This is a genomic window from Endozoicomonas sp. ISHI1, assembly GCF_024606225.1.
In the GTDB taxonomy this organism is placed as follows: domain Bacteria; phylum Pseudomonadota; class Gammaproteobacteria; order Pseudomonadales; family Endozoicomonadaceae; genus Endozoicomonas_A.
Genome location: NZ_JAGRPU010000007.1, coordinates 60,377 through 82,500 on the forward strand (window position 1 = coordinate 60,377; position 22,124 = coordinate 82,500).

Consider the following 22,124-nt stretch of genomic DNA (forward strand, 5'->3'; position numbering starts at 1 on the left):
GTAGCAGAATGACACATGCTTGCCCCAATGCATTGAGCCTTGCCGTGGCGGTTGCCATCAGCTCTTCCATCGTGGGTACACAGGTACTGGCCGATCGCAGGCTGCAGATAAAGTCTGTCGATATTATGGGCTATAGCCATATGAAGTTTACCCGAAGCGAGGTCATGGTTAAGCCAACTTTAGGTGATGACCAACAGCCAATACCTAAATCCTTCACGACCACCTACCCTGATCAATCCAGAGTCAAAGCGGACTATGTTACTGCTGCTGAAAGCTTTACAGACACTCTCTCTGAAACCGATGTTGACGTTTCCAGTGTTGATCTGTTTGAAACAGGCGAGGATGACGTTGCTCAGAAATACACCAAAATCCTGAAGGTCGGTAATGAGGGAATCTTCAAGTTCACCCATAACCTTGAAGAAACGGAACTGGTCATTGAAGTCAGAGGCGGAATGACCGATCAGGCTTCAGTTGATGCTGTCCGTACTCACTGGTCTAACATGCTATCACTGGAACCGTTCACGAAAATCGCCAGACCCACACAACTGTTCGCAGTGCTGGATGGTGCCGAAGAAAGAACAGGAAACCTCGGCAACAGTGATCACTATATCGCCCTTGCCACCATTGAAGTAGAAAAAGTTGAAGTGAATGGGCGTACCTTTATGCGTCTTATCTCCGGGGGTGACCAGCCTCCTGAACTGAAGCGCCTGAGTCAATCGCTCTTTGTCAATGATGAGGCTCTTCTGGCAGCGGCCACCTCTGCCTATATACAGCTTCATGTCCAGGGAGAGAATTTACAACAAAAGGCGCTTAATGAACTATTGGCACACAACAAACCGGTCGGATATGTTGTGCACGTCGAAGATAACACAGAGGCTCATCCTGTGCCCGCCGGTTATCCAAAACTGGAAGTGACTGAGGCTTCGGGTGAGATTATTGTTTTCCATGGTCAGAAACAGAATCCAGCCGACGTCGCTTTTGTACAAAACCTCTATGGCCTGGTAAAAACTGATCCTGGCAACCATGCCACAACAAGGATTAACATAGGAAAGGTCAAAGACTACCAGTACGTCATTCGATGCAGGCAGATGGCAATACTGGAGGAGTTAGCCGCAGATCACAAACTTCACAATACTGAAATTGACAAATGTCAGCTGTCAATGCTTACCTACTATGAATCTCTCCAGCAGGTATTGACCAGTGCTATTGCGGATGTGACACCTGGATTTGAATTCACAGCTAAACACATCAGAGTCGCTGCTTCGGTCATCACGTCAACCTGGTTACAGTTTCAACTCAGAAAACACTTCGGCTTCAAACCCGTACTTAAAAATTTTCTGTCTTGCCCGCTCTTTGTTCAGAATATTCAGACATTCATACCTGTTATCAACATTATCAGCAAATCACAGATCGATGCTTGGGGGGGCGACGAACGGTTTGCTTCCAAAGTCATTAGAGACATGACCAGACAGCTGCCTGAAATGTATTACAGACTGGAGGAGCTAAAGGTAAAAGAAGCCAGAATCCTCCGGATTAAACATCAGTTTCAGGACTCAACGGATACAGAGGTTGACAATGAAAAGGAAAAACTCGAAGCACAACAAATCAGGCAAGGAATCGAGGATGAGCTTGCAAAACTTCGTGTCGAAATGGAAAGTCTGGAAATTCAGGAACAGAAACTTCAGCAGGAAAGCAAGCGCATTCCAGCGCTGGAACGACCACTTCATCATGCCAGAAATGTATATAACTCGAGGCTGGCAAGAGAACTTGGCATAGCTGACTGGGATGATACCCTGCCACAAGAAGAGCAAGCCAGACGCATCACAGAAAGAATTAATGAAATCTTGATGGCCACTGTCGCAACAGAACAGCATCAACTCAAAACCGTAACAACAAATCTGGCCGCTATTGAAGGCCAGCTCGGTATTATTCCGGACAATAAAAACGATCTTGATGCCCGCTTTCAGTTGATTCAACAGCACCTGAAGCAGCAGGCAACCCGGATCGATCAAAAATATCTTCAGCAACAGGTCGTCATGACAGAAACTGAAAAAACATCTGTAACCAAGGCTCAATTTGCAACCATTGCCGCACATTTAAACATTCAGGATTTTGACGACAAGGCAGATATTGAGACTCAAAAGGCACTTCTGATTCAGAGACTTCAGACACAGAACACTCAAGGCGGAAAATTGAACGTTCATCAAGAACGTATCCTTCAGAAAATTCAGGAGCTGAATGCTCAAAGCGGTCTTGGTAAAACCGACGACATACTCATGCAAAATGCTCTTTTGACAGTGTTTTATGGTGTGAAACTACCTGAAGATAGCACAGTAGAGGATCGCATCGCACTGCTAGATACAATACATAAGAATGTACTTGAGAATGAACAAAAGCTTGCAAGTTTGGAAGAAGAGCTGGAAGACATCAGAACACCTGGCCATCCCAGAGCCAAGCCTGAAGTACTTGGTAAACTGAGTGCCGTGGAAGAAGCCCTGAAAATGGATGATCTCGATTTAGAGGACGATGAGTATTACCGTCATCACGAAATTTCCAGGGAGATGCAGATATCTATCACAGATGCCAGACAGCAGGCAGAGGAAGAGGCACAGAATATACTGAAAACCGTAGAAGAAATGCTCCGGATCGAAGTCAATGAATGGGATGACAACGAAAAACGACTTGACAGGGTTCTCATAAAACTTGACGACGATGATGTCACCAAAAAAATGCTGGATGATATACATCACGCCCTCTGGAAAGATGACCTCGAACCTGGGGACAAGACAGATAAAGTTTGGAAGCTTCGCAAGCGTCTTACCTTTTATGCCACATACACGGATTTGCGAGCCTCAGAACAACAGACAGAGTTGCTTGACGCTGTAGAGTACGAGCTGGGGATTGACCGAAGTAAAAACGTTGCTGCCAAAGAAAGAGGTAAGCATTTAGTTGCTAAGCTGGCCGATGATCTGAATATAGAATTTGAAATAGATGCCAGCCTGAATGAACAGAAGGCTCTTCTGGAATACAGATTTCGGGAATTAAATTACGAAGTTGGCAAACCCTATGATGATGAAGGTATCAGAAGGGGAATAAATAATGAGATTGCCAGTCACCTGGGCATTCAGGGCTATAAAGAGGATGCCCCTGCTCGTGATCAGATCTGTCTCATCAAAGAAACACTCGGACAACGGTATAGAGCAGCTTTAGAGGCGTTTCACCCCAGAGTAGATGACCGTATCGCAGTCATTAATGCTGAGCTTGACAGGCAAATGGCTCGTCTGGGATCTAAACCCCGATATGTTCTTGATCGTGAGCAAGCCAGAGCCAGAAGATACATAGAAAAAGCTGAAAGTGAGCTGGAGCAACTTCATCGCAGACTCAATGCTGTCCATAGTGAACAAGTGATAGTCGCACATTCTAATGACGCCCCCCCTGACACGGATAAATACATCACGGCTCTCAATCAGGCAATGAAGCAGATTCAGACCGAATTGGGCCTGCCTCACGCTGAAAATCAAAACTCTGAAGACCGATTAAACGACATCGAACGCTTCCTGCAGAGAAACGAGGACGATGCAGAAAGACAAGTGGAAATAATCCGGAAACTAAGAGCTGCCATTAAAGATCTGAAAATCCCTTTTGAAAATGCTCCTGATAATCTGTTAGCAGAAGATTGCATTGATGCCATTAGAGACTTTACAGCCTCTCATAGTCGGGACGAAGTCGATCACGCAATGGGCGAACTGCCTGAAACCAGGAAAAAGTACGCTCAGGTCACAAAATTTCTACGTGAGCATGATTTTGTAGAAATGGAATTGACCAATGCACAGACGGAAGAAAAGCAAGCACAAGAGGCTCTGGACACTAAAAATCAAGACATTGACAATTCCAAAGACAACGATCCGAAAGCTGAGACTACTCCAGAGCAGACCAGAGAAGTGCCGGATTTAGTCCTGAAACAGAAAAAAGCAAAAGTGTCAGAAGTACAAAAAGCTGTAGACGATCATGAAGCTGATCTTAAAGCCATCGAAGACGACATTGGTCTTAAGCCAGATCCCACTGACCGCATCGCTGACCGGCTTGATGCTCTGAAAAACAAACAAGTACAACTGGGCGGGGATGATGGTGCTGGCGGCAAGATCCTGCAACTGACCAGGGAAAAGGACCGCTTGATAAAAAAAGTAGACGCAAAGAAGGCGGCAATAGAGACATTAAAGGAAGTCCTGAAAGCTACTGAGGAAGCCGTCGAAAAAGACGGTGGTCCCTTCCAGTACCACCCGAGACAAGCAAATATATTGGTCGATATCTATGCCTTCGTAAGGACGCACTCTCTCAAGAAGCAGGCTCTGGAAGCCGCAATGGGTTTGGCAGAATCAGCAGAAAAAAGCGGTAAGGTCAGACCCGATCTTCCAACTTTTGACTTTGACGATGAATTTGCACCGATTCGCCTGAGAGCATTGGTCGGAGACGATCTGACGTTTAATCAGGCCAGACGGATTGTAGAAGTCTTCAAAAATCTGAAGACGACATTCATGTTCCAGCCTATAGAAGATCAGTCTCTGAATACCTTGGAAGAAGTCCAGGATCTGGCAGACTGGGCAAGGACTCACATTAAAACCGGGCCACAACACTACGACGATGAAATCCACGGCATGGGCGAAGCAGCTATTCATTACGTCGAGCATGAACCGGAAGACCTGAAAAGCTTCTCGGAGTACTTCGCTACCCGTTCTGCCAGTGGTAACAGGATCATCGCTCTGCTGCATGAAGGTCTGATCAGCAAGGTTGAACTAGAGCACTACATAAAGACCGTCAGAGGTGTCGACGGTTATCAGACAGTGGATGAATTTGAGCACTTCCTTGGCTATAAACACGGCGTCAAGGTGCCTGAGTTCAAGAAGGTTCTTCAAATGCTATCCGACAAAGGTACTGAACAGTTCATGCAGGGTGCCTTTGCTCCTGTGACCGTCACTGCCACTGGACCGGCGGGTATGAAAGAGTCTGTTACCGGCATGAAAGAGTACGCCGCTGCGGTCATCGCCAACTACGTTCTTGACGATATTGCCTTTGAAAATGGCCGCAAGACGGCAGCATTCCTGACCAATGTACAGGATACCCTGACACCTTATGCTCATGCTGCGGGAATATCTGAATCAGAACTGATCCAGGCTATCCATGGCACATTAATGCAGGCTCATGCTGCAGCGGTTGAACGACAGCTGTATGATTACTGGATCAGACCTTCAGCCTTCCTGGCACAGGCGGTCACTTGGTACTACTCCAGCTACAAACCTCTATTGGTGACCCTGACCGCCCTGGAGGCTGTCGACATATCGCTCTCAAACATGGCGTACCTCTATCTTCTTGATCTGACCAACAGGGGTGATTACACGCACAGGATGCTCACACCTTTTCAGCACTGGCTGGAACGCTACGGTGTAGATCTTGACCGAACCAGCCAATATGCCTATCACCGTGAAATTGAAAAAATCTCTGAGTTAGGCGGGCTGGCAATGCCACTGGGCAAAGCTGCCTCCTCAGTCATTCTGTTGAAAACCGGCTCTCTGTTGTTTGCCAGACAATACGACGCCAACCCCCACAGGTATCGCAGTATTTTTCGTCTAATTCCCGAAATAGTGAAATCCATGGGTTCCGGACAAGGGGTTCAGATACCGCTGCTGCACAGAATCACGCCAGAAAAAGTGAAAACCCTGGCCTCTGCCACAGCCGGTCTGGTGCTGGGTCCGATAGCCACGGCCGGAGCATACGTCTACGGTCTTGTATCCGGGTTCACCTATGCTCAAACCTTCGGATTCGCTCTGGCGTCGAGTCTCACTTTCGACTTCTTCATGAACGACAACAAGATGCTCACTCAATGGCTGGGTGGGCCTCTTGGTCGTAGTCTTGACAAGTTTAATCGCTGGAGAGGCATGGGTGAAACGGAATCTGACTATGTGAAACGCACCGCCATTGCCACGCCTCAGGGCTTCAATGAAACGGATGAGGAGTATGCCAACCGTGTTAAAGCAAACAACGTAATGCATGGCTGGACGCGGAACGAGCATTATCTCCAGTTTCGTGAACGACGTGATCGCAGCATGAAGATGTATGAGCATGGCTGGGAGAAATACTTCAGGGACAATGTGCCTCAATGGTCATTTTCCCACGCAGAAAGTATTCCGTACTTTTACACTCTGGGCGCCTTCTACGAAGGGCAAAAGAGCGGTGGCAAGAGAGCCACAAAGACTGTAGCTGAGTAACCCCTTACAGAGCAATTAAACCCCGTTAGAAACTATGTATGTCCCCCCTTCCTGAAAAAACAAATCAATTTTATTGGCATTCCACTTTGCCATTGTGAACAAAATTCGCTCAACAGCCTACCGGATTTGCCAATGTGAACTAAATTCTCTCAACAGCTCATCGGAACAGCAATGAGCGATTAACAGCCATCGGCGATTAAAAGTTGCTTCTTTGCCCGGTGTAGCAATCACTTTTCACGGTAATAAAAGTACTCAACTCTGAGGTAGTAGAATGACAAATGCTCCCCCCAATGCATTAAGTCTTGCAGTGGCCATTGCAATCTGTTCATCCGTCATTGGTACGCAGGCGCTGGCGGATCGCAGGCTGCAGACAAAATCTACCGATATTCAGAGCAATGGATATGCGGAATTTACCCGGAGTGAGGTCATAGTCAGGCCAACTTTAGGTGATGACCAGCAGCCAATACCCAAATCCTTTACTACCACTTACCCTGATCAGGCTCAAGCCAGGGCTGGCTATGACATACCTTCTGAAGGCTTCACAGACACTCTTTCTGGCATCGTCGGTGGCGTTTCAACTGTCGATCTGTTTGAAACAGACGACAATGACGTTGCTCAGAAATACACCAAAGTCCTCAAGGTAGGAGATGAGGGGGTCTTCCGGTTCACCCATAACCTTGCAGAAGAGAAACTGGCCATTGAGGTCAGAAACGGAATGACCGATCAGGAGTCAATTAATGCTGTTCGTACTCAATTGAATGGCATCCATTCCCTGGAAAAGTTCACAAAAATCGCCAGTCCCGAACAACTGGCCGGAGTGCTGAAAGTTGCGAATAGAAGAGCAGGAAACCTTGGCGCAAGTAATGACTACGTCGCCCTTGCCACCGTTCAAGTAAACGAAGTTAAAGTGAACGGGCGCACCTTTATGCGTCTTATCGCTGGAGGCGATCAGCCCCCAGAACTGCGCCGCCTGGATCAATCGTTGTTTGTCAATGAAGAGACGCTTTTAGCAGCAGCCACCTCCGCCTATACCCAGGTTCATGTTCTGGGGGAAGATTTACAACAGGAAGCTCTGAATGAGCTTTTTTACTACCGTAAACCCGTCGGCTATGTTGTATACGTCGAGGATGAGACCAGGGCATATCCCGTACCTGAGGGTTATCCAAAGCTGGAAGTGACTGAGGCTCCGGGAGAGGTGATTGTTTTTCGTGGTCAGAAGCAGAATTCGGCCGATGTCGCTTTTGTGGAAAATCTCTACAACATGTTTGCGGAAGAATTTTCCAGCATACCCCCTTCTGAAGCGAGAGCACAGATTAGAAAAGACAAAGTCAAAAGCTACCAGTACGTCATTCGAAACAGGCAGATGGAACTGCTGGAGGGGATAGCTGCATGGCACAATGCTCAACTTAACGAAGACGGACAAACGACGCTTATATACGAAGATGAACTGAGGCTGATTGCACAGTTCGAATATATCCAGCAGGCATTGACCAATGCTACTCCAGGCCAGGCAGATGAATTTGAATTGACAGTAAGACAAATCGAAGCCGCTATGTCAGCCTCCACGGCAAGCTGGATGCATAATCAACTCGAAAAACACTTTGGTTTCAAACCCGTATTTAGAAATCTTCTAAGCAATCGGTATTTTGTTGAAAATATTCATGAGGTTGAAGGCGATAACACCGAAATGCCTGACGATCCATTAAGCGAAGACGAAAGCATTGCTGCCAAACTCACCGATGACATACCCAGACAGCAGATTGATGATGAGCCTGTGCAGAATCGCAAAGTGATAGAGGCACAGCAAAACCAGTTACAGAAACTTCAGCAGGAATTCGAAAAAACCCCAGAGCAGGAAAAGCAAGTTTTTCAAGTCAGTAGATTTTTCATAAAAAATCAAAATGCTTATTCGGCGGCAAAGCTTGGTATTGATGACTGGGATGATACCCAGCCACTGGAAGAGCAAGCCAGACTCATCAAAATAAAAATTCATGAAATCTACACATCGATGGCCGGAGCGGGACAGCCTGATGAAGAAGCTGTAAAAGCAAAACCGACGGCCATTGGTGGCAAGCGCGGTATTGCTTCGGTCAATCAAAATCATCTGGGTACCCTTCAGTTCGTTCATCAGCGGCTGCAATTTGACAAAACACTGGCCGATGAGGAAGTCCGGGAAAAACTAGCTGTCTTTGAAGGTTACCTCGGTCTGGTTCCGGAAAACAAAGATCACCTTGAAGCCCGTCACCAGGCCATTCAAAAGCACCTTAAACAGCAGGTACTTGAGGTTCAGGATCTTCAGCTCCAACAAGAGATAGAAGAACATAAAAACCATTTACAGAAACTTCAGCAGGACGTCGAACAAATTCCAAAGCTGGAAAGGCGAGTTTATCGAGTCAGAAGATTATTCATAAGAGCTCAAAACGCTTATACAGCAGCAAAGCTTGGTATTGATGACTGGGATAATACCCGACACTTGGCAGAACAATCCAGAATCATCGAATTAAAAACTCATGAAATCTACACATCAATGGTCGCAGCAGGACAGCCTGATGAAGAAGCTGTAAAAGCAAAACCCACGGCCATTGGTGGCAAGCGCGTTATTGCTTCGGTCAATAAAAACCATCTGAGTACCCTTCAGTTCGTTCATCAGCAGCTGCAACAGGACACAGAACTGTCCGATGACGAAGTCCGGGAAAAACTAGCTATCTTTGAAGGTTACCTCGGTCTGGTTCCGGACAACAAAGATCACCTTGAAGCCCGTCACCAGGCCATTCAGCAGTACCTTGAACAGCTGGAACTTGAGATCGATCAACAATATCTTCAGTTTCAACAAGAGCAGGAAAAACAGAAAAGCCTTTTACAGAAACTTCAGCAGAGAATCGAACAAATTCCAAAGCTGGAACAACAAGTTCGTGATGCCATTGAAGATGCTAAAAAAGCTCGCAACGCTCAAACAGCAGCAAAGCTTGGTATTCGTGACTGGGATGAGAACCAACCACTGGAAGAACAAGTCAGGCTCATCGGAAAAAAAATGCATGAAATCATTCAGGCAGTGCCCGCAACATCTACCACAATAGAACAGCCTGGTGAAGATGATGTAGAAGCAAAACAGGCACCGATTGAGTTTGTTATTTCCCCGCGCGATGAGAAGGGTCCGAGAACCCGGCTTGATTACATTCAACAATTTCTGCAACAGATGCCAGACCCCATTGATGAGGAAGCCCGACTGGCTAAAGTTGAAACTCTGCTCGGCCTGGTGCCGAAAAACGAAGATGACCATGAAACCCGTCATCAGGCCATTAAGCAGCACCTTAAACAGCGAGGACTTGAGGCCGTTAAACGATATGTTGAGAATCAAAAGCCGGAAGAAAAGAAAACATGGGCACAGAATGCTCATCACCTGATCGATCTAAATCCATCGCTTGAAAAACAGGTCCTTCATGCCAGAGCAGAAGCCACAAACAATCGCAACGCAGAAATAGCAGCAGAGCTTGGTATTGATGACTGGGATAATACCCAGCTACCCTGGGAACAAGCCAGACTCATCAGGGAGAAAATTCGTAAATTCAAGCAATTGATTCCCGCAACAGGACAGCCTGATGAAGAAGCTGTAAGAGCAAGACCGGCAACCATTGGAAGCAAGCGCAGTATTACTTCGATCAATGAAGACGATCAAGCTGTCGCTCAGTTCATTCGACAGCAGCTGCAACAAGATGAAAAACTGGCCGAAGAGGAAGCCCGCAAAAAACTGGCTTTTTTTGAAAGTAAGCTCGACCTGATTCCGGAAAACAAAGATGACCTTGCAGCCCGTCATCAGAACCTGCGGGAACGCATCAGTCAGCAGTTCAGTGAGGCCTATGGACAACATCTTCTGACTCAACAAGAATTGGCAGGACGGAGAAGATGGTTAAATCATATTCAGGAAGAAGTCGAACGAATTCCAATACTGAGAAAAGAAGTTCGTGAAGCAGTAGCAGCAACCAGACAAGAGTGCTACGTTCAAATAGCAGCAGCGCTTGAAATTAATAACTGGGATGTTACCTGGCCACCCGAAAAACAAGCCAGACTTATCATAGAGAAAGTTCATGAAATCAAACGACAACCAGCCGCAACATCAATTACCGCAACATCAATTACCGCAACATCAATTGCCACAACATCAATTGCTGCAACACCAGTTGCCGCAACACCGGTTGCTGCAACGTCAATCGCCGCAACATCAATTGCCGCAACATCAACTGCCCTAAAACCAGTTGTCGCAACAGATTCCTTAGAAGAGCAGCCTGGGGAAGAAGCTGTAAAAGAGGCACTGGCGACCATTGAAAGTAAGCTCGATATTACTCCAGACAATGAAAACGATCTGCATGCCCGCTTTCATTCCATTCAGCAGCAACTGGAACAAAATGAAGAACGAACCAATCGGATGATCCAGAATAATCTGGCTGACATTGAATTGAAGCTCGGTCTGGTCCCGGATAACGGAAAGACCCCTGAAGTCCGTCACCAAGCTATCATGGAATGTCTAAAGCAGCTGATAGCTCAGGTCGATCAGGCACATCATAAACTTACGACAATGGATGATGAACTTGAAATTCCGCATCAGAGAGTTGAGACATTGAGAGATCAAAAGGATTTTGAAGGCTCTTTCACCCCTTCCAAAAAAGGTGCTCTGGCAACGGTTCCCGGTATTGAGCAGGCTGAAGACACCACATCAGAAGACCTCACCCTTCTGGAATTAAAAGTGCGTGGCAAGCTCATAAGGATTAAAGTGCTGGAAAGAGAACTGGCTGACATGAGAACACCAGGCCACCCCATAGCCAGGTCTGAAGTACTTGAGACACTGAGTGACGTGGAAGAAGCCCTTGAGATGAGTGACCTTGATGAAAGCAATGATGTCCATCTTCGTCGCCAGAAAATTTCTGAACACATGCATGCATTCATCAGAGAAGCCAGACAGCGGATAGAGGAAGAGGCTCTGAACATACTGAAAGCCGTAGAAGAAATACTCACCATCGAAGTCAATGAAGAGGATGACAAAACTACGAGATTCATCAGGGTTCGTAAAATCCTTGACGACAATGATCTCCCGAATTACATGGCGGATAAGATAGACAGTACCCTTTGGGCAACTGGAGGCGAAACTCCGGACGAGAAGCACCTCAAACTCAAGAGGCTTCTTGCCCATCTTCACTATAAAGTCGAAGGCCCGGAACCGGATGAGCATGCCAGAGAACAACAGACAGAACAGCTGGCAGCATTAGAAGAAATACTCAACATCAAATCTGAAGAGAGTGAAAAAGCAGAAAGATTTGCCCGGGTTGTTAAAATACTTCGCTTCACTGATATCCCGGAATACACGCTGGATCAGATAGATCAAAGCCTCTGGAAAGAAGACAGCAAAGCACTCAGCGAATGGGGTCTTAAGCTCAGGAAGCTTCGTGCAAGTCTTGCCTACAAGATCGAAGATTCATACCTGGATAAGCAAGCCAGAAAACGACAGTCGAGGCTGCTTAATATCGTAGAAGACGAACTGGATATCGACATCATTGAAAACGTTACTGCCAAAAAAAAGGGCAAGGCTCTCACTGCCAAACTGGCTGACGAGCTGAAAGTAGAGTTTGAAGAGGGTGACCTGTCTTATCAGAAGGAGGCTCTGAAAGCCAAAGTTCAGACATTAATGGATGAAGTAGACGAAAGTTACGACGATGCAGATGCCAAACAAGCCAGAAACAATGAAGTGGCTCATCAACTCAACATTGAGGGCTATAAAGATGATGCCACTATCGAAAACCAGAACCGTCTGATTGAAGCAAAACTCAAACAACTGTTCAAAGAAATTCTCAATGCGGGTAAGCCCGACGTTCATTCGCGTATCGCAACCATTGAAAAAGAACTTGACATGCAAATGGCTCGCCTGGGACCTAAACCACGATACGTCCTTGATCGTGAGTTAGCCGTGGCCAGACGGGCAATTGAAGAAGCTGAAAGAGAGCTGTCTGGTGTTTATCACAAGCTTAAGAAGCTTCAAGGCAAACAACTGAAATTTGTGATTCATGACACGATCACCCCTATCTCGGAAGAAGGCGACACAGCTCTCAATCGGGCAATGAAACGAATTCAGACCGATTTGGGTCTACCCGCAGGTGATGAACAACCCCCCGAAGAGAGGTTAGAGGACATCAGTCATTTCCTGCAGCGATACGGTGCAGAAAGACTAGGTCATGCTGCTAACAAACTGAAAGCTGTCGTAAAAAATCTGCACATTCTGGTAAAAGAAGGTGATCTCGGATCATTGAAAGAAGCTTATAACTTTGCCATTAAAGTCTATTCATATGCTCACGGTTGGATCGAGCCCGATGCACGCGATAACGCATTAAATGAACTGACGTCAATCAGGAAAAAGTACACTCAGGTCACAGAATTCCTGCATGAGCACGTCAGGAAAACTATGGAAGTGACCCATACACAGCTTGAAGAGTTGAATGCACAAGAGAATCTGAATCGTAAAAAACAGGAGATTGAACATCCTGGATACATCGATGAGCAGGCTAAAACCGCGCATAACAAGGAAATGGCTGCGCTGGCTTCAGTCCTTGAGCAGAAACGTGAAGCTGTATCAAAAGCAGAAGAGGCTCTGACGGATCATCATAAAGCAGCTCTTGACGCCACTGAAAAAGCTCTGGGTCTTAAACCAGACGTTTCTGATACCCATGAACAACGGCTTAATGCCCTGAGAGAAAGACAGATAAAACTGGGCGGTGCTGATGGAACAGGCGGCAGGATCAAGATACTTCAGGAACAGGCCCGTCTTGAAGGCGAGATTAAAACCAGGAAAGCAGATATTGAGAGAATGGAGGAAGTCCTGAAGACTGCAGAGGAAGCCGTGAAAAATGACGGCGGTCCCTTCCAGTTCACGCCAGAACAGGAAAAAGCCCGGGGCGATATCCTCAAGTTCGTGCAGCAGCACCCTCTCAAACAACAAGCTCTGGAAGCCGCAATGGGCCTGACCGAAGCAGCAGTGAAGAATGGTAAGACAATACCATTCCTTACGACTTTCGATTTTGACGATGAATTTGCACCGATTCGCTTGCAGACAATAGTCGGAGACAATCTGAGTTTTGATCAGGCCTGCCGGATTGTGGAAGTCTTCAAGAGTTTGAAGAGGAACTTCCCGGTCTACCCTTTCGAGCCTTTAGAAGGTCAGCCTCAGAATGTCCTGACAAAAATCGAGGGGCTGGTGAACAGGGCCAGAAATGAGATAAAAACCGCGGCTCAACAATACGACGATGAAATACACGGCATGGGCCTGAAAGCCATTCACTACATTGAGCATGAATCCATTGACCTGAAGGGTTTCACGGAATACTTTACTACCCGTTCTGCCACTGGTAGAAAGATTATCGCCCTGCTGGGTGAAGGTCTGATTAGCAAGGTTGAACTTGAGAACTACATAAAAGCCGTCAGAGGTATCGACGGTTATCAGCCAGTGGAAGAATTTGAACACTTCCTTGGCTACAAACACGGCATTAATGTGGCTCAATTCAGTGCTGTTGTCCAGATGCTCTCCGACAGGGGTACTGAAGAATTCATGCAGGGTGCCTTTACTACTTTGACCGCAACCGGCCCGGCGGGTATGAAAGAGTCTGTTGAAGGCATGAAAGAATACGCAGCTGCGGTCATCGCCAACTACGTTCTTGACGATATTGCCTTTGATAACGGCCGCAAGACCTCAGCATTCCTGAACAATGTTCAGGACACCCTGACACCTTATGCCAATGCCGTTGGCGTGTCTGAAGCAGAGCTGATGAAGGCTATCCACGACACATTGATGCAGGCTCATGCCGCAGCGGTTGAGCGACAGCTCAATGATTACTGGGTCAAACCTTCAGCCTCTCTGGTACAGGCAGTCATCTGGTACTACTCCAACTACAAACCTCTGCTGCTGACCCATACCGTCCGGGAGGCAGCCAGACTGTCTCTCTCAAACATGGCGTACCTCTATCTTATGGATCTGACCAACAGGGGCGATTACTCGCACAGGATGCTCACACCTTTCCAGCACTGGCTGGAACGCTATGGTGTTGATCTTGACCGTAACAGCCAACATGCCTTCCACAGTGGCATTGAAAAAATCTCTGAAGCAGGCGGGCTGGCCATGCCATTGGGCAAGGCCGCTTCCTCAGTCATTCTGCTGAAAACCGGCTCTCTGCTGTTTGCCAGACAGTACAACGCCAACCCCCGGATGTATCGCAGAATTTTCCATCTGGTTCCCGAAATAGTCAAATCCATGGGTTCCGGACAGGGTATTAAGGTACCGCTGCTGCACAGGATGACGCCAGAAAAAGTGAAAACCCTGGCCTCTGCAACAGCCGGTCTGGTGATGGGGCCAGTAGCCACTGTCGGAGCATACGCCCATGGTCTGGTATCTGGATTTAACTATGCTCAAACCTTCGGATTCGCTTTGGGGTCGACTCTCACTTTCGACTTTTTCATGAACGACAACAAGCTACTCACTCAATGGCTGGGCGGACCTCTGGGCCGCAGTCTTGACAAAATCAATCGTTGGAGAGGCCTGGGCGAAACGGAAGCGGACTATGTGAAACGAACTGCCATTGCCGCACCGCAACGCTTCCATGAAACGGATGAAGAGTATGCCAAGCGTGTTAAAGCAAACAACGTGATGTATGGCTGGGCACGAAACGAAAATTATCTTCAGTTCCGTGAACGACGTGATCGCACCATGAGGATGTTTGAGCATGGCTGGGAGAAATACTTCAAGGAAAATGTGCCTAAATGGTCATTCTCCCACGCAGAAAGTATTCCATACTCCTACACTCTGGGTGTCTTTTACGACTGGCAACAAAGCGTTGACAAGAAAGTTCCTGTTCATGACAAGAGAAATGCTCCTCAGTCAGGTCTTCTACCTGAAGTCGTGAAACCAACACAGGCAAATCTTGATAAAGGTTGGCGTGACAATGAGAATACCCGAGACGAACTCTGATCAGAAACCAATATAAAGGAATACATCCCGGTAGGAGACGATTTCGAGACAAAGCTTGATATGAGCTGGTTATTTTTGGCCTCATCCAGATGGGTTCAGTCAACCTGTCCCGTATTGCCCGAACTATGGGACACGGTACCGGGATCGACTTCGGGCGTAAACGTCTCAAGCGTTTCTTCGTCCGGAGTGGCATGGATATTCCTTCCCTGAAAAAAACAACGCAAAGGAACAACTCTCAGCTAAATTGAACGATTGAAAGCACCCTTCCCTGCCCGGTTTGGCATTCACTTGTCACGGTGATAAAAGTACTCAGCCCTGAGGTACTAGAATGACATATGCTCGTCCCAATGCGTTAAGCCTTGCAGTGGCCTTTGCCATCAGCTCTTCCTTCATTGGTACACAAGCACTGGCCGATCGCAAGCTACACATAAAGTCTGTCGATATACTGGACAATGGACGTAAAGAGTATACCCAGAGAGGGATCACGGTTCGGCCAACGTTAGGTCATGACCAGCAGCCAATACTTAAATCCTTTACCACCACCTATCGTGATAAGCCTGATCGCAGGGAAAGCTATTACGTTCCTGCTATGAGTTTTACAGAAATTCTTGCTGAAGTTACAAGTGACGTTTCCAGTGTTGATCTGTTTGAAACAGACGAAAATGGCGTTGCTCAGAAATACACCAAAGTCCTGAAAGTGGGCGATGAAGGAGTTTTCAGGTTCACCCATAACCTTGGAGAAAAGGAACTGGTCATTGAAGTCAGAGGCAAAATTACCGTTCAGGATTCAATTGAGTTTGTTCGTCGACAATCAGGTGGCAGCCTGTCGTTAGACCCACTAACGAAAATCGCCAAACCTTTAAAGCTGGCTGAGTTGCTCGACACTGTCGATCTCATGGCAGGAGACATCGACCTCGGCCCTGGCGATCACTACGTTCCCCTTGCCACCATTGAAGTTGAAAAAGTTGCAGTGAAAGGGCGCACCTTTATGCGTCTTATCGCTTCGGGCGATCAGCCCCCTGAACTGCAGCGCCTGGGTCAATCACTCTTTGTCAATGATGAGGCTCTCTTGGCGGCAGCCACCTCCGCCTATATCCAGGTTCATATTTTAGAAGAGGATTTACAACAACAGGCTCTCAATGAACTGTTAGCACACAGCAAACCCGTCGGATATGTTGTACACGTCGAGGATGACACACAGGTTTATACTGCACCTGCGGGCTATCCAAAGTTGGAAGTAACAGAAGCGCTGGAGGAAGTTATTGTTTTTCGTGGACAGAAGCAGTATCCGAACAATATCGCTGTTGTAGAAAAACTCCATAAACTCTGGGAAAAAGATGAGAGTGATAAGCCCGCTCATTCAGTAAAAAAGTGGTTTAAAAGCTATGATATCCAAAACTACCGGTACGTTATTCGGAGCAGGCAGATGGCAGTGCTGGAGGAGCTGGCTGCACACCACGATACTGAATTTAACGAACATCAACTGAAGACGCTTGCATACTATGAATCTCTCCAGCAGGCATTGACCATTGCTAATCCGGATAATGCCTATAAATTTGAATTCACACCAGGTCATATCAGAGCCGCTTCGTCGGCCATCACGCCCTGCTGGTTGCAGTTGCAACTCGTAAAACACTTCAGCTTCAAACCCGCACTTGGAAACCTTCTGGTTAACCCGCATTTTATTCAGAATATTCAGAAAGTTATACCTGATATCAACGATCTCCACCGAGCGCGAATTGATGCTCCTGAGAACGACATAGAGTTTGCTTCCAGGATCACTGTCAACATGGTCAAACAGCTGATTGAGAATGAAAGCAAGCTGCAAGAACTGTGGACAGCAGAAACTCAACTCTTCCAGCTTAGAAACCAGTTAAAGCTCTCAACGGAGCAAGCCACTGCCAGTAAAACGGAAAAACTGAGAGCGCAACAACTCAGGCTGGAAAAGCATGTTCATGATGTCATAGCAGATGCCATCAGAGCTCGAAATACTCAACTGGCAGCAGAGCTTGGTATTGATAACCCGGATGATAGCCAGCCAACTGAAGAACAAGCCAGACTTATCAGAAAGACAAGTCATGAAATTGACCAGTCGCTTGCCTCAACATTTGCCGCAACAGGAAAGCCTGACGGAGACACTGCAGAAGCAACACTGACCGCCATAGAGCGCCAGCTCAGTATTTTTCAAGGCAATGATAAGGATTTGGGTGCCCGCTTTCGGTTCATTCAAAATTATTTGCGACAACACGCTGAACAGAACCACGAGGCATTTCGGAAAAAAATGGCTATCGTTGAAGGTCGGTTAGGCCTGGTTCCGAAAAACGAAGAGGACATGGAAGCCCGTCACTATGCCATTCATCAGGCCATTCAAAAGCATCTCAAGCAGCAGACAGTTCAGATCGAACACCCTCTTCAGCAACAGAGCATTGGAACAGAAGCTGAAGCTGAAATCAAAGCCCGCTATAAAACTCTTGCCTTAGATTTAAACATTAATAATTTTGACAGCAACACAGATATTGACTTTCAAGAATACCGACTGCTTCACAAAATTGAATCACTGAACACTGCAATAAAGAAAGCTCATATGCAGAATCTTCGACAAAAAAATTTGCTTAACGAACTTCAGTCAACGAATGTTCCACTGGACGACCATCAGAATGATCTGTTTCAAAGAATCCGAAAACTCAATGATAAATGCTGTTCGGAAAAACCTCACGTCAAATCCATGAACGATGGTGTGGAATGGATTTTGCGTTTCAGACCGGATAAAGACATCGCACCAGAAGAACAAAAGGCAGATATCGAAGCATTAAATCGCGCGTTCCGCATTCATCCAAATTTTCAACTAACAATGAAAGATATCAGAACACCTGACCACCTCAAAGCCATGCCCACAGTACTCAGGAAACTGAGAGGCGTGGAGAGAGCCCTGAATAAGAAGCACAGTGGTGAGGAGGGCGATGTGTATTCCCGTCGTCGCGCGATTTCTGAGGAAATTCAGACGTACATGACAAAAGCCAGACAGCAGTCAGAGGAAAAGGCTTTGGAAATACTGGCAGATGCTGAAAAAATACTCGAAATTGAAGTCAATAAATATGAACACAAAAAAGCAAGGCTTGACAAGGTTCGTGCAACTCTTGACGGCAATGTCGTCTCCGAAAAAAAACTGAATGATCTGGTGCATACCCTCTGGAGACAAAAAATCCCGGCTGAGTTCGAAGAAAGGGAAGCAAAACTTGAGAAGCTCCATTCGGTACTGACCTATGGTGTCGAAGAAGCCGATGAGCGCGCTTTGGGAAGACAGATTCAGATGCTTGATGATATAGAGGATGAGCTAGGCATCGACGCAAGTCAAAACGTTGCTGCTAAAGAAAGAGGCAAGGATTTGAAAATTAAACTGGCCGAAATTCTGAAAGTAGAATTTGAAAAAGTCAACTTCCTGCATCCACTGGAGGATGTTCTGACTCATAAAATTTGGGAATTAGAGAATGAAGTAGGCGAACCTTATGACAATGAGGGTATCAGAAGAAATAAAAACAATGAAATTGCTCGTCAACTCAACATTAAGGACTATAAAGATGATGCCTCGAAAGATGATCAAATCCATCTCATTAAAAAAACACTCGAGGAGCTGTACGACAAAGTCGACACAGCGGGTCTGCCTCTAGTCAATGAGCGTATCGCAGCCATTGATACTGAGCTTGACAGGCAGATGGCTCTCCTGAAGCCCAAACACCGATACACTGAATCTGAGGTAGCCGAAGTCAGGACAGCGATAAGGGATGCTGAAACTGAGCTAGAGGCTCCTTATCGCAAACTGGAGGCTGTCCGTCGCAAACAGGAGGAGATCTGTGAAAATCCCGCTAACGTCGCCCCTATCACGAATGACGACAAGGCAGCGCCTGATCAGGTAATCAAAAAATTTCAGACCGAATCAGGTCTGACACTGGTTTTTAAGCAAACGACCGGAGAGCGAGTAAACGACATCAGACACTTTTTGCAGAGTGAAGATTCAGAGAAACACGATGAAATCGTTCAAAAACCAGGAGCCGCCACATCAGAACTGAAAATCTCTGTTGAGGGTGCCCCTGATAATTTGGCAAAAGAGGATGACTTCACCGCCATTAAAACACATGCAGACACTCATGATCAGGGTGAAGTTGATCAAACAGTGGGTGAACTGCCTGAAACCAGAAAAAAGTACCTTCAAATCACGAAGTTTTTGCTTGAGCACGATCGCATAGAGATGGAGTTAACCGGTGAAAAGATGAGAGACAAGAGATATCAGGAAGATCTGAAGCGTCAAAATCAGAGGATTAAGGATTCCAAAGACAAGAATCCGGAATCTGCAAGCCTGCTTAAAAACATAAGAAACATGATGAGTTCAGGCCAGAAAAACGTAGGAGTCAGAATATCAAAAGCACAAAAAGCTCTGGAGGATCATCAAACAAATCTTAAAGCCATTGAAGATGACGTGGGTCTCAAGCCAGCGCCCACTCTCAGCAACGCTGAACGGGTTGAAGCCCTGAGAAAGAGACAGCTGAAACTGGGCGGGGATGATGTTACTGCCAGCGCACTTGTGCAACTGGCCCGGGAAGAGCAAAGTCTGAACAAAGAAGTAGAAATCAGGAAAGCGGAAATAAGCGTATTGAAGGAAGTTCTGAAATCTTCTGAGGAAGCCGCCATAGAAAAGGGTGGGTTCTTCCAGTACACGCCGGGACAGGCCAATATACTGGCCGATATCCACGCCTTTGCCAGGGCGCACTCTCTGAAGAAACAGGCTCTGGAAGCCGCAATGGGTCTCATAGAATCAGCAGAAAACAGCGGTAAAGTCAGACCCTATCTTCCGACTTTTGACTTTGACGATGAATTTGCACCGATTCACTTGCAAGCATTGGTCGGAGACGATCTGAAATTTGCCCAGATCAGACGGATTGTGGAAGTCTTCAAAAATCTGAAGACAACATTCATGTTCCAGCCTGTAGAAGATCAGTCTCTGAATACTTTGGAAAAAGTCCAGGATCTGGCAGACTGGGCAAGGACTCACATTAAAACCGGACCACAAGAGTACGACGATGAAATCTATGGCATGGGCGAAGCAGCTATTCACTTCGTTGAACACGAACCAAAGGATCTGAAAAGCTTCTCGGAATACTTCGCTGCCCGTTCTGCCAGTGGTTACAGGATCATTGCTTTACTGCGAGAAGGTCTGATCAGCAAGATTGAACTTGAGCACTATTTAAAGGCTGTCAGAGGTGTCGATGATTACCAGACAGTGGATGAATTTGAACACTTCCTTGGCTACAGACACGGCATCAAGGTGCCCCAGTTCAGGGCCGTTGTCCAGATGCTGTCCGACGAGGGTGTTGACGAGTTCGTACAGAGTGCTTTTTCTCCTGTGATCATGACCGCAACTGGCCCGGCAGGTATGCAGGAATCAGTTGCCGGCATGAAGGAGTACGCAGCTTCTGTCATCGCTAACTACGTTCTTGACGACATCGCCTTCGAAAACGGCCGCAAGACGGCTGCATTTCTGGCCAATGCTCAGGATACCCTGACACCATACGCCAATGCCATTGGCGTGTCTGAATCAGAGCTGATCAAGGCTATCCATGACACATTGATGCAGGCGCATGCCGCAGCGGTTGAGCAGCAGCTCAATGATTATTGGATCAAGCCCTCAGCCTTCCTGGTACAGGCGGTCACCTGGTACTTTTCCAGTTACAAGCCTCTACTGGTGACCGAGACCGCCCCGGAAGCTCTCAGGCTGTCTCTCTCAAACATGGCGTTCCTCTATCTTCTGGACCTGACCAACCGGGGCGATTACACGCACAGGATGCTCACACCTTTCCAGCATTGGTTGGAACGCTATGGTGTCGATCTTGACCGAACCGGCCAATATGCCTACCACACCGGCATTGAACAAGTCGCTGAACTGGGCGGGCTGGCCATGCCATTGGGCAAGGCCGCTTCCTCTGTTATTCTGCTGAGAACCGGCTCTCTGCTGTTTAACAGACAGTACAACGCCAACCCCCGGATGTATCGCAGCATTTCCCGTCTGGTGCCCGAAATCGTGAAATCCCTGGCTTCCGGACAAGGCGTTCAGGTACCGCTGCTGCACAGGATCACACCAGAAAAAGTGAAAACCCTGGCCTCTGCCACAGCCGGTCTGGTGATGGGTCCGGTAGCCACGGTCGGAGCATACGCCCACGGTCTTTTATCCGGGTTTACCTACGCACAAACCTTCGGATTGGCTCTGACAACAAGCCTCACTTTCGACTTTTTCATGAACGACAACAAGATACTCACTCAATGGCTCGGCGGCCCCCTGGGCCGGAGCCTTGACAAGATCAACCGCTGGAGAGGCGTGGGTGAAACCGAAGCTGACTATGCGAAACGTACTGCCATTGCCACGCCTCAACGCTTCAATGAAACGGATGAAGAGTATGCCAACCGTGTTAAAACGAACAACATGATACATAGCAGTAAACGCAGGGGGGTATATGGCTGGACGCGGAACGAGAATTATCTTCAGTTTCGTGAACGACGTGATCGCACCATGAAGATGTATGAGCATGGCTGGGAAAAATACTTCAGGGACAATGTACCTAAATGGTCATTCTCCCACGCAAAAAGTATTCCTTACTCTTACACTCTGGGTGCCTTCTATGAATGGCGGCACAGGAGTGACAGGATTGACAGGAAGGCTACAAGGACTGCAACGCCTGAGAAAACCCTTTCGGCCATGAAAGTAGCACGGGCTGATCAGAAGATTGAGAAGTTCGCCTCTGAAAAAGATAAGAATATCCACAACGAACTTTAATATCAGAAACCAGTGCATGGCCCCCTTAATAGCCATC

At 47.1% G+C, this 22,124-nt stretch carries 4 protein-coding genes; 3 read left to right on the forward strand and 1 reads right to left on the reverse strand.

Going from position 1 to position 22,124, the window contains the following annotated elements; translation table 11 throughout:
• The first annotated feature begins 8 nt into the window (after nt 1–8).
• Nucleotides 9–6,263 (forward strand): hypothetical protein, encoded by a 6,255-nt coding sequence (locus KBW69_RS06965; RefSeq protein WP_257280421.1) that lies wholly within the window; start codon nt 9–11, stop codon nt 6,261–6,263.
• 271 nt (nt 6,264–6,534) lie between these two features.
• A complete protein-coding gene (locus tag KBW69_RS06970) occupies nt 6,535–15,264 on the forward strand; it encodes a hypothetical protein (protein ID WP_257280422.1) in 8,730 nt (2,909 codons plus the stop codon).
• Between the two features lie 95 nt (nt 15,265–15,359).
• Here KBW69_RS06970 and KBW69_RS06975 read toward each other — a convergent pair whose 3' ends face one another.
• Complete coding sequence (locus tag KBW69_RS06975) at nt 15,360–15,488, reverse strand: hypothetical protein (protein WP_257275467.1); 129 nt, start codon at nt 15,486–15,488, stop codon at nt 15,360–15,362.
• 104 nt (nt 15,489–15,592) lie between these two features.
• Between KBW69_RS06975 and KBW69_RS06980 the strand changes: the two genes are divergently transcribed.
• Nucleotides 15,593–22,087 carry a hypothetical protein gene (locus KBW69_RS06980; protein ID WP_257280424.1) on the forward strand — a complete coding sequence of 2,165 codons (6,495 nt, stop codon included), beginning with the start codon at nt 15,593–15,595 and terminating at the stop codon, nt 22,085–22,087.
• Nucleotides 22,088–22,124: the final 37 nt, after the last annotated feature.

Bases quoted from the DNA above. Each gene is read 5' to 3' on its own strand.
- KBW69_RS06980 (WP_257280424.1), top strand. From the start codon at position 15,593: ATGACATATGCTCGTCCCAATGCGTTAAGCCTTGCAGTGGCCTTTGCC.
- KBW69_RS06965 (WP_257280421.1), top strand. From the start codon at position 9: ATGACACATGCTTGCCCCAATGCATTGAGCCTTGCCGTGGCGGTTGCC.
- KBW69_RS06970 (WP_257280422.1), top strand. From the start codon at position 6,535: ATGACAAATGCTCCCCCCAATGCATTAAGTCTTGCAGTGGCCATTGCA.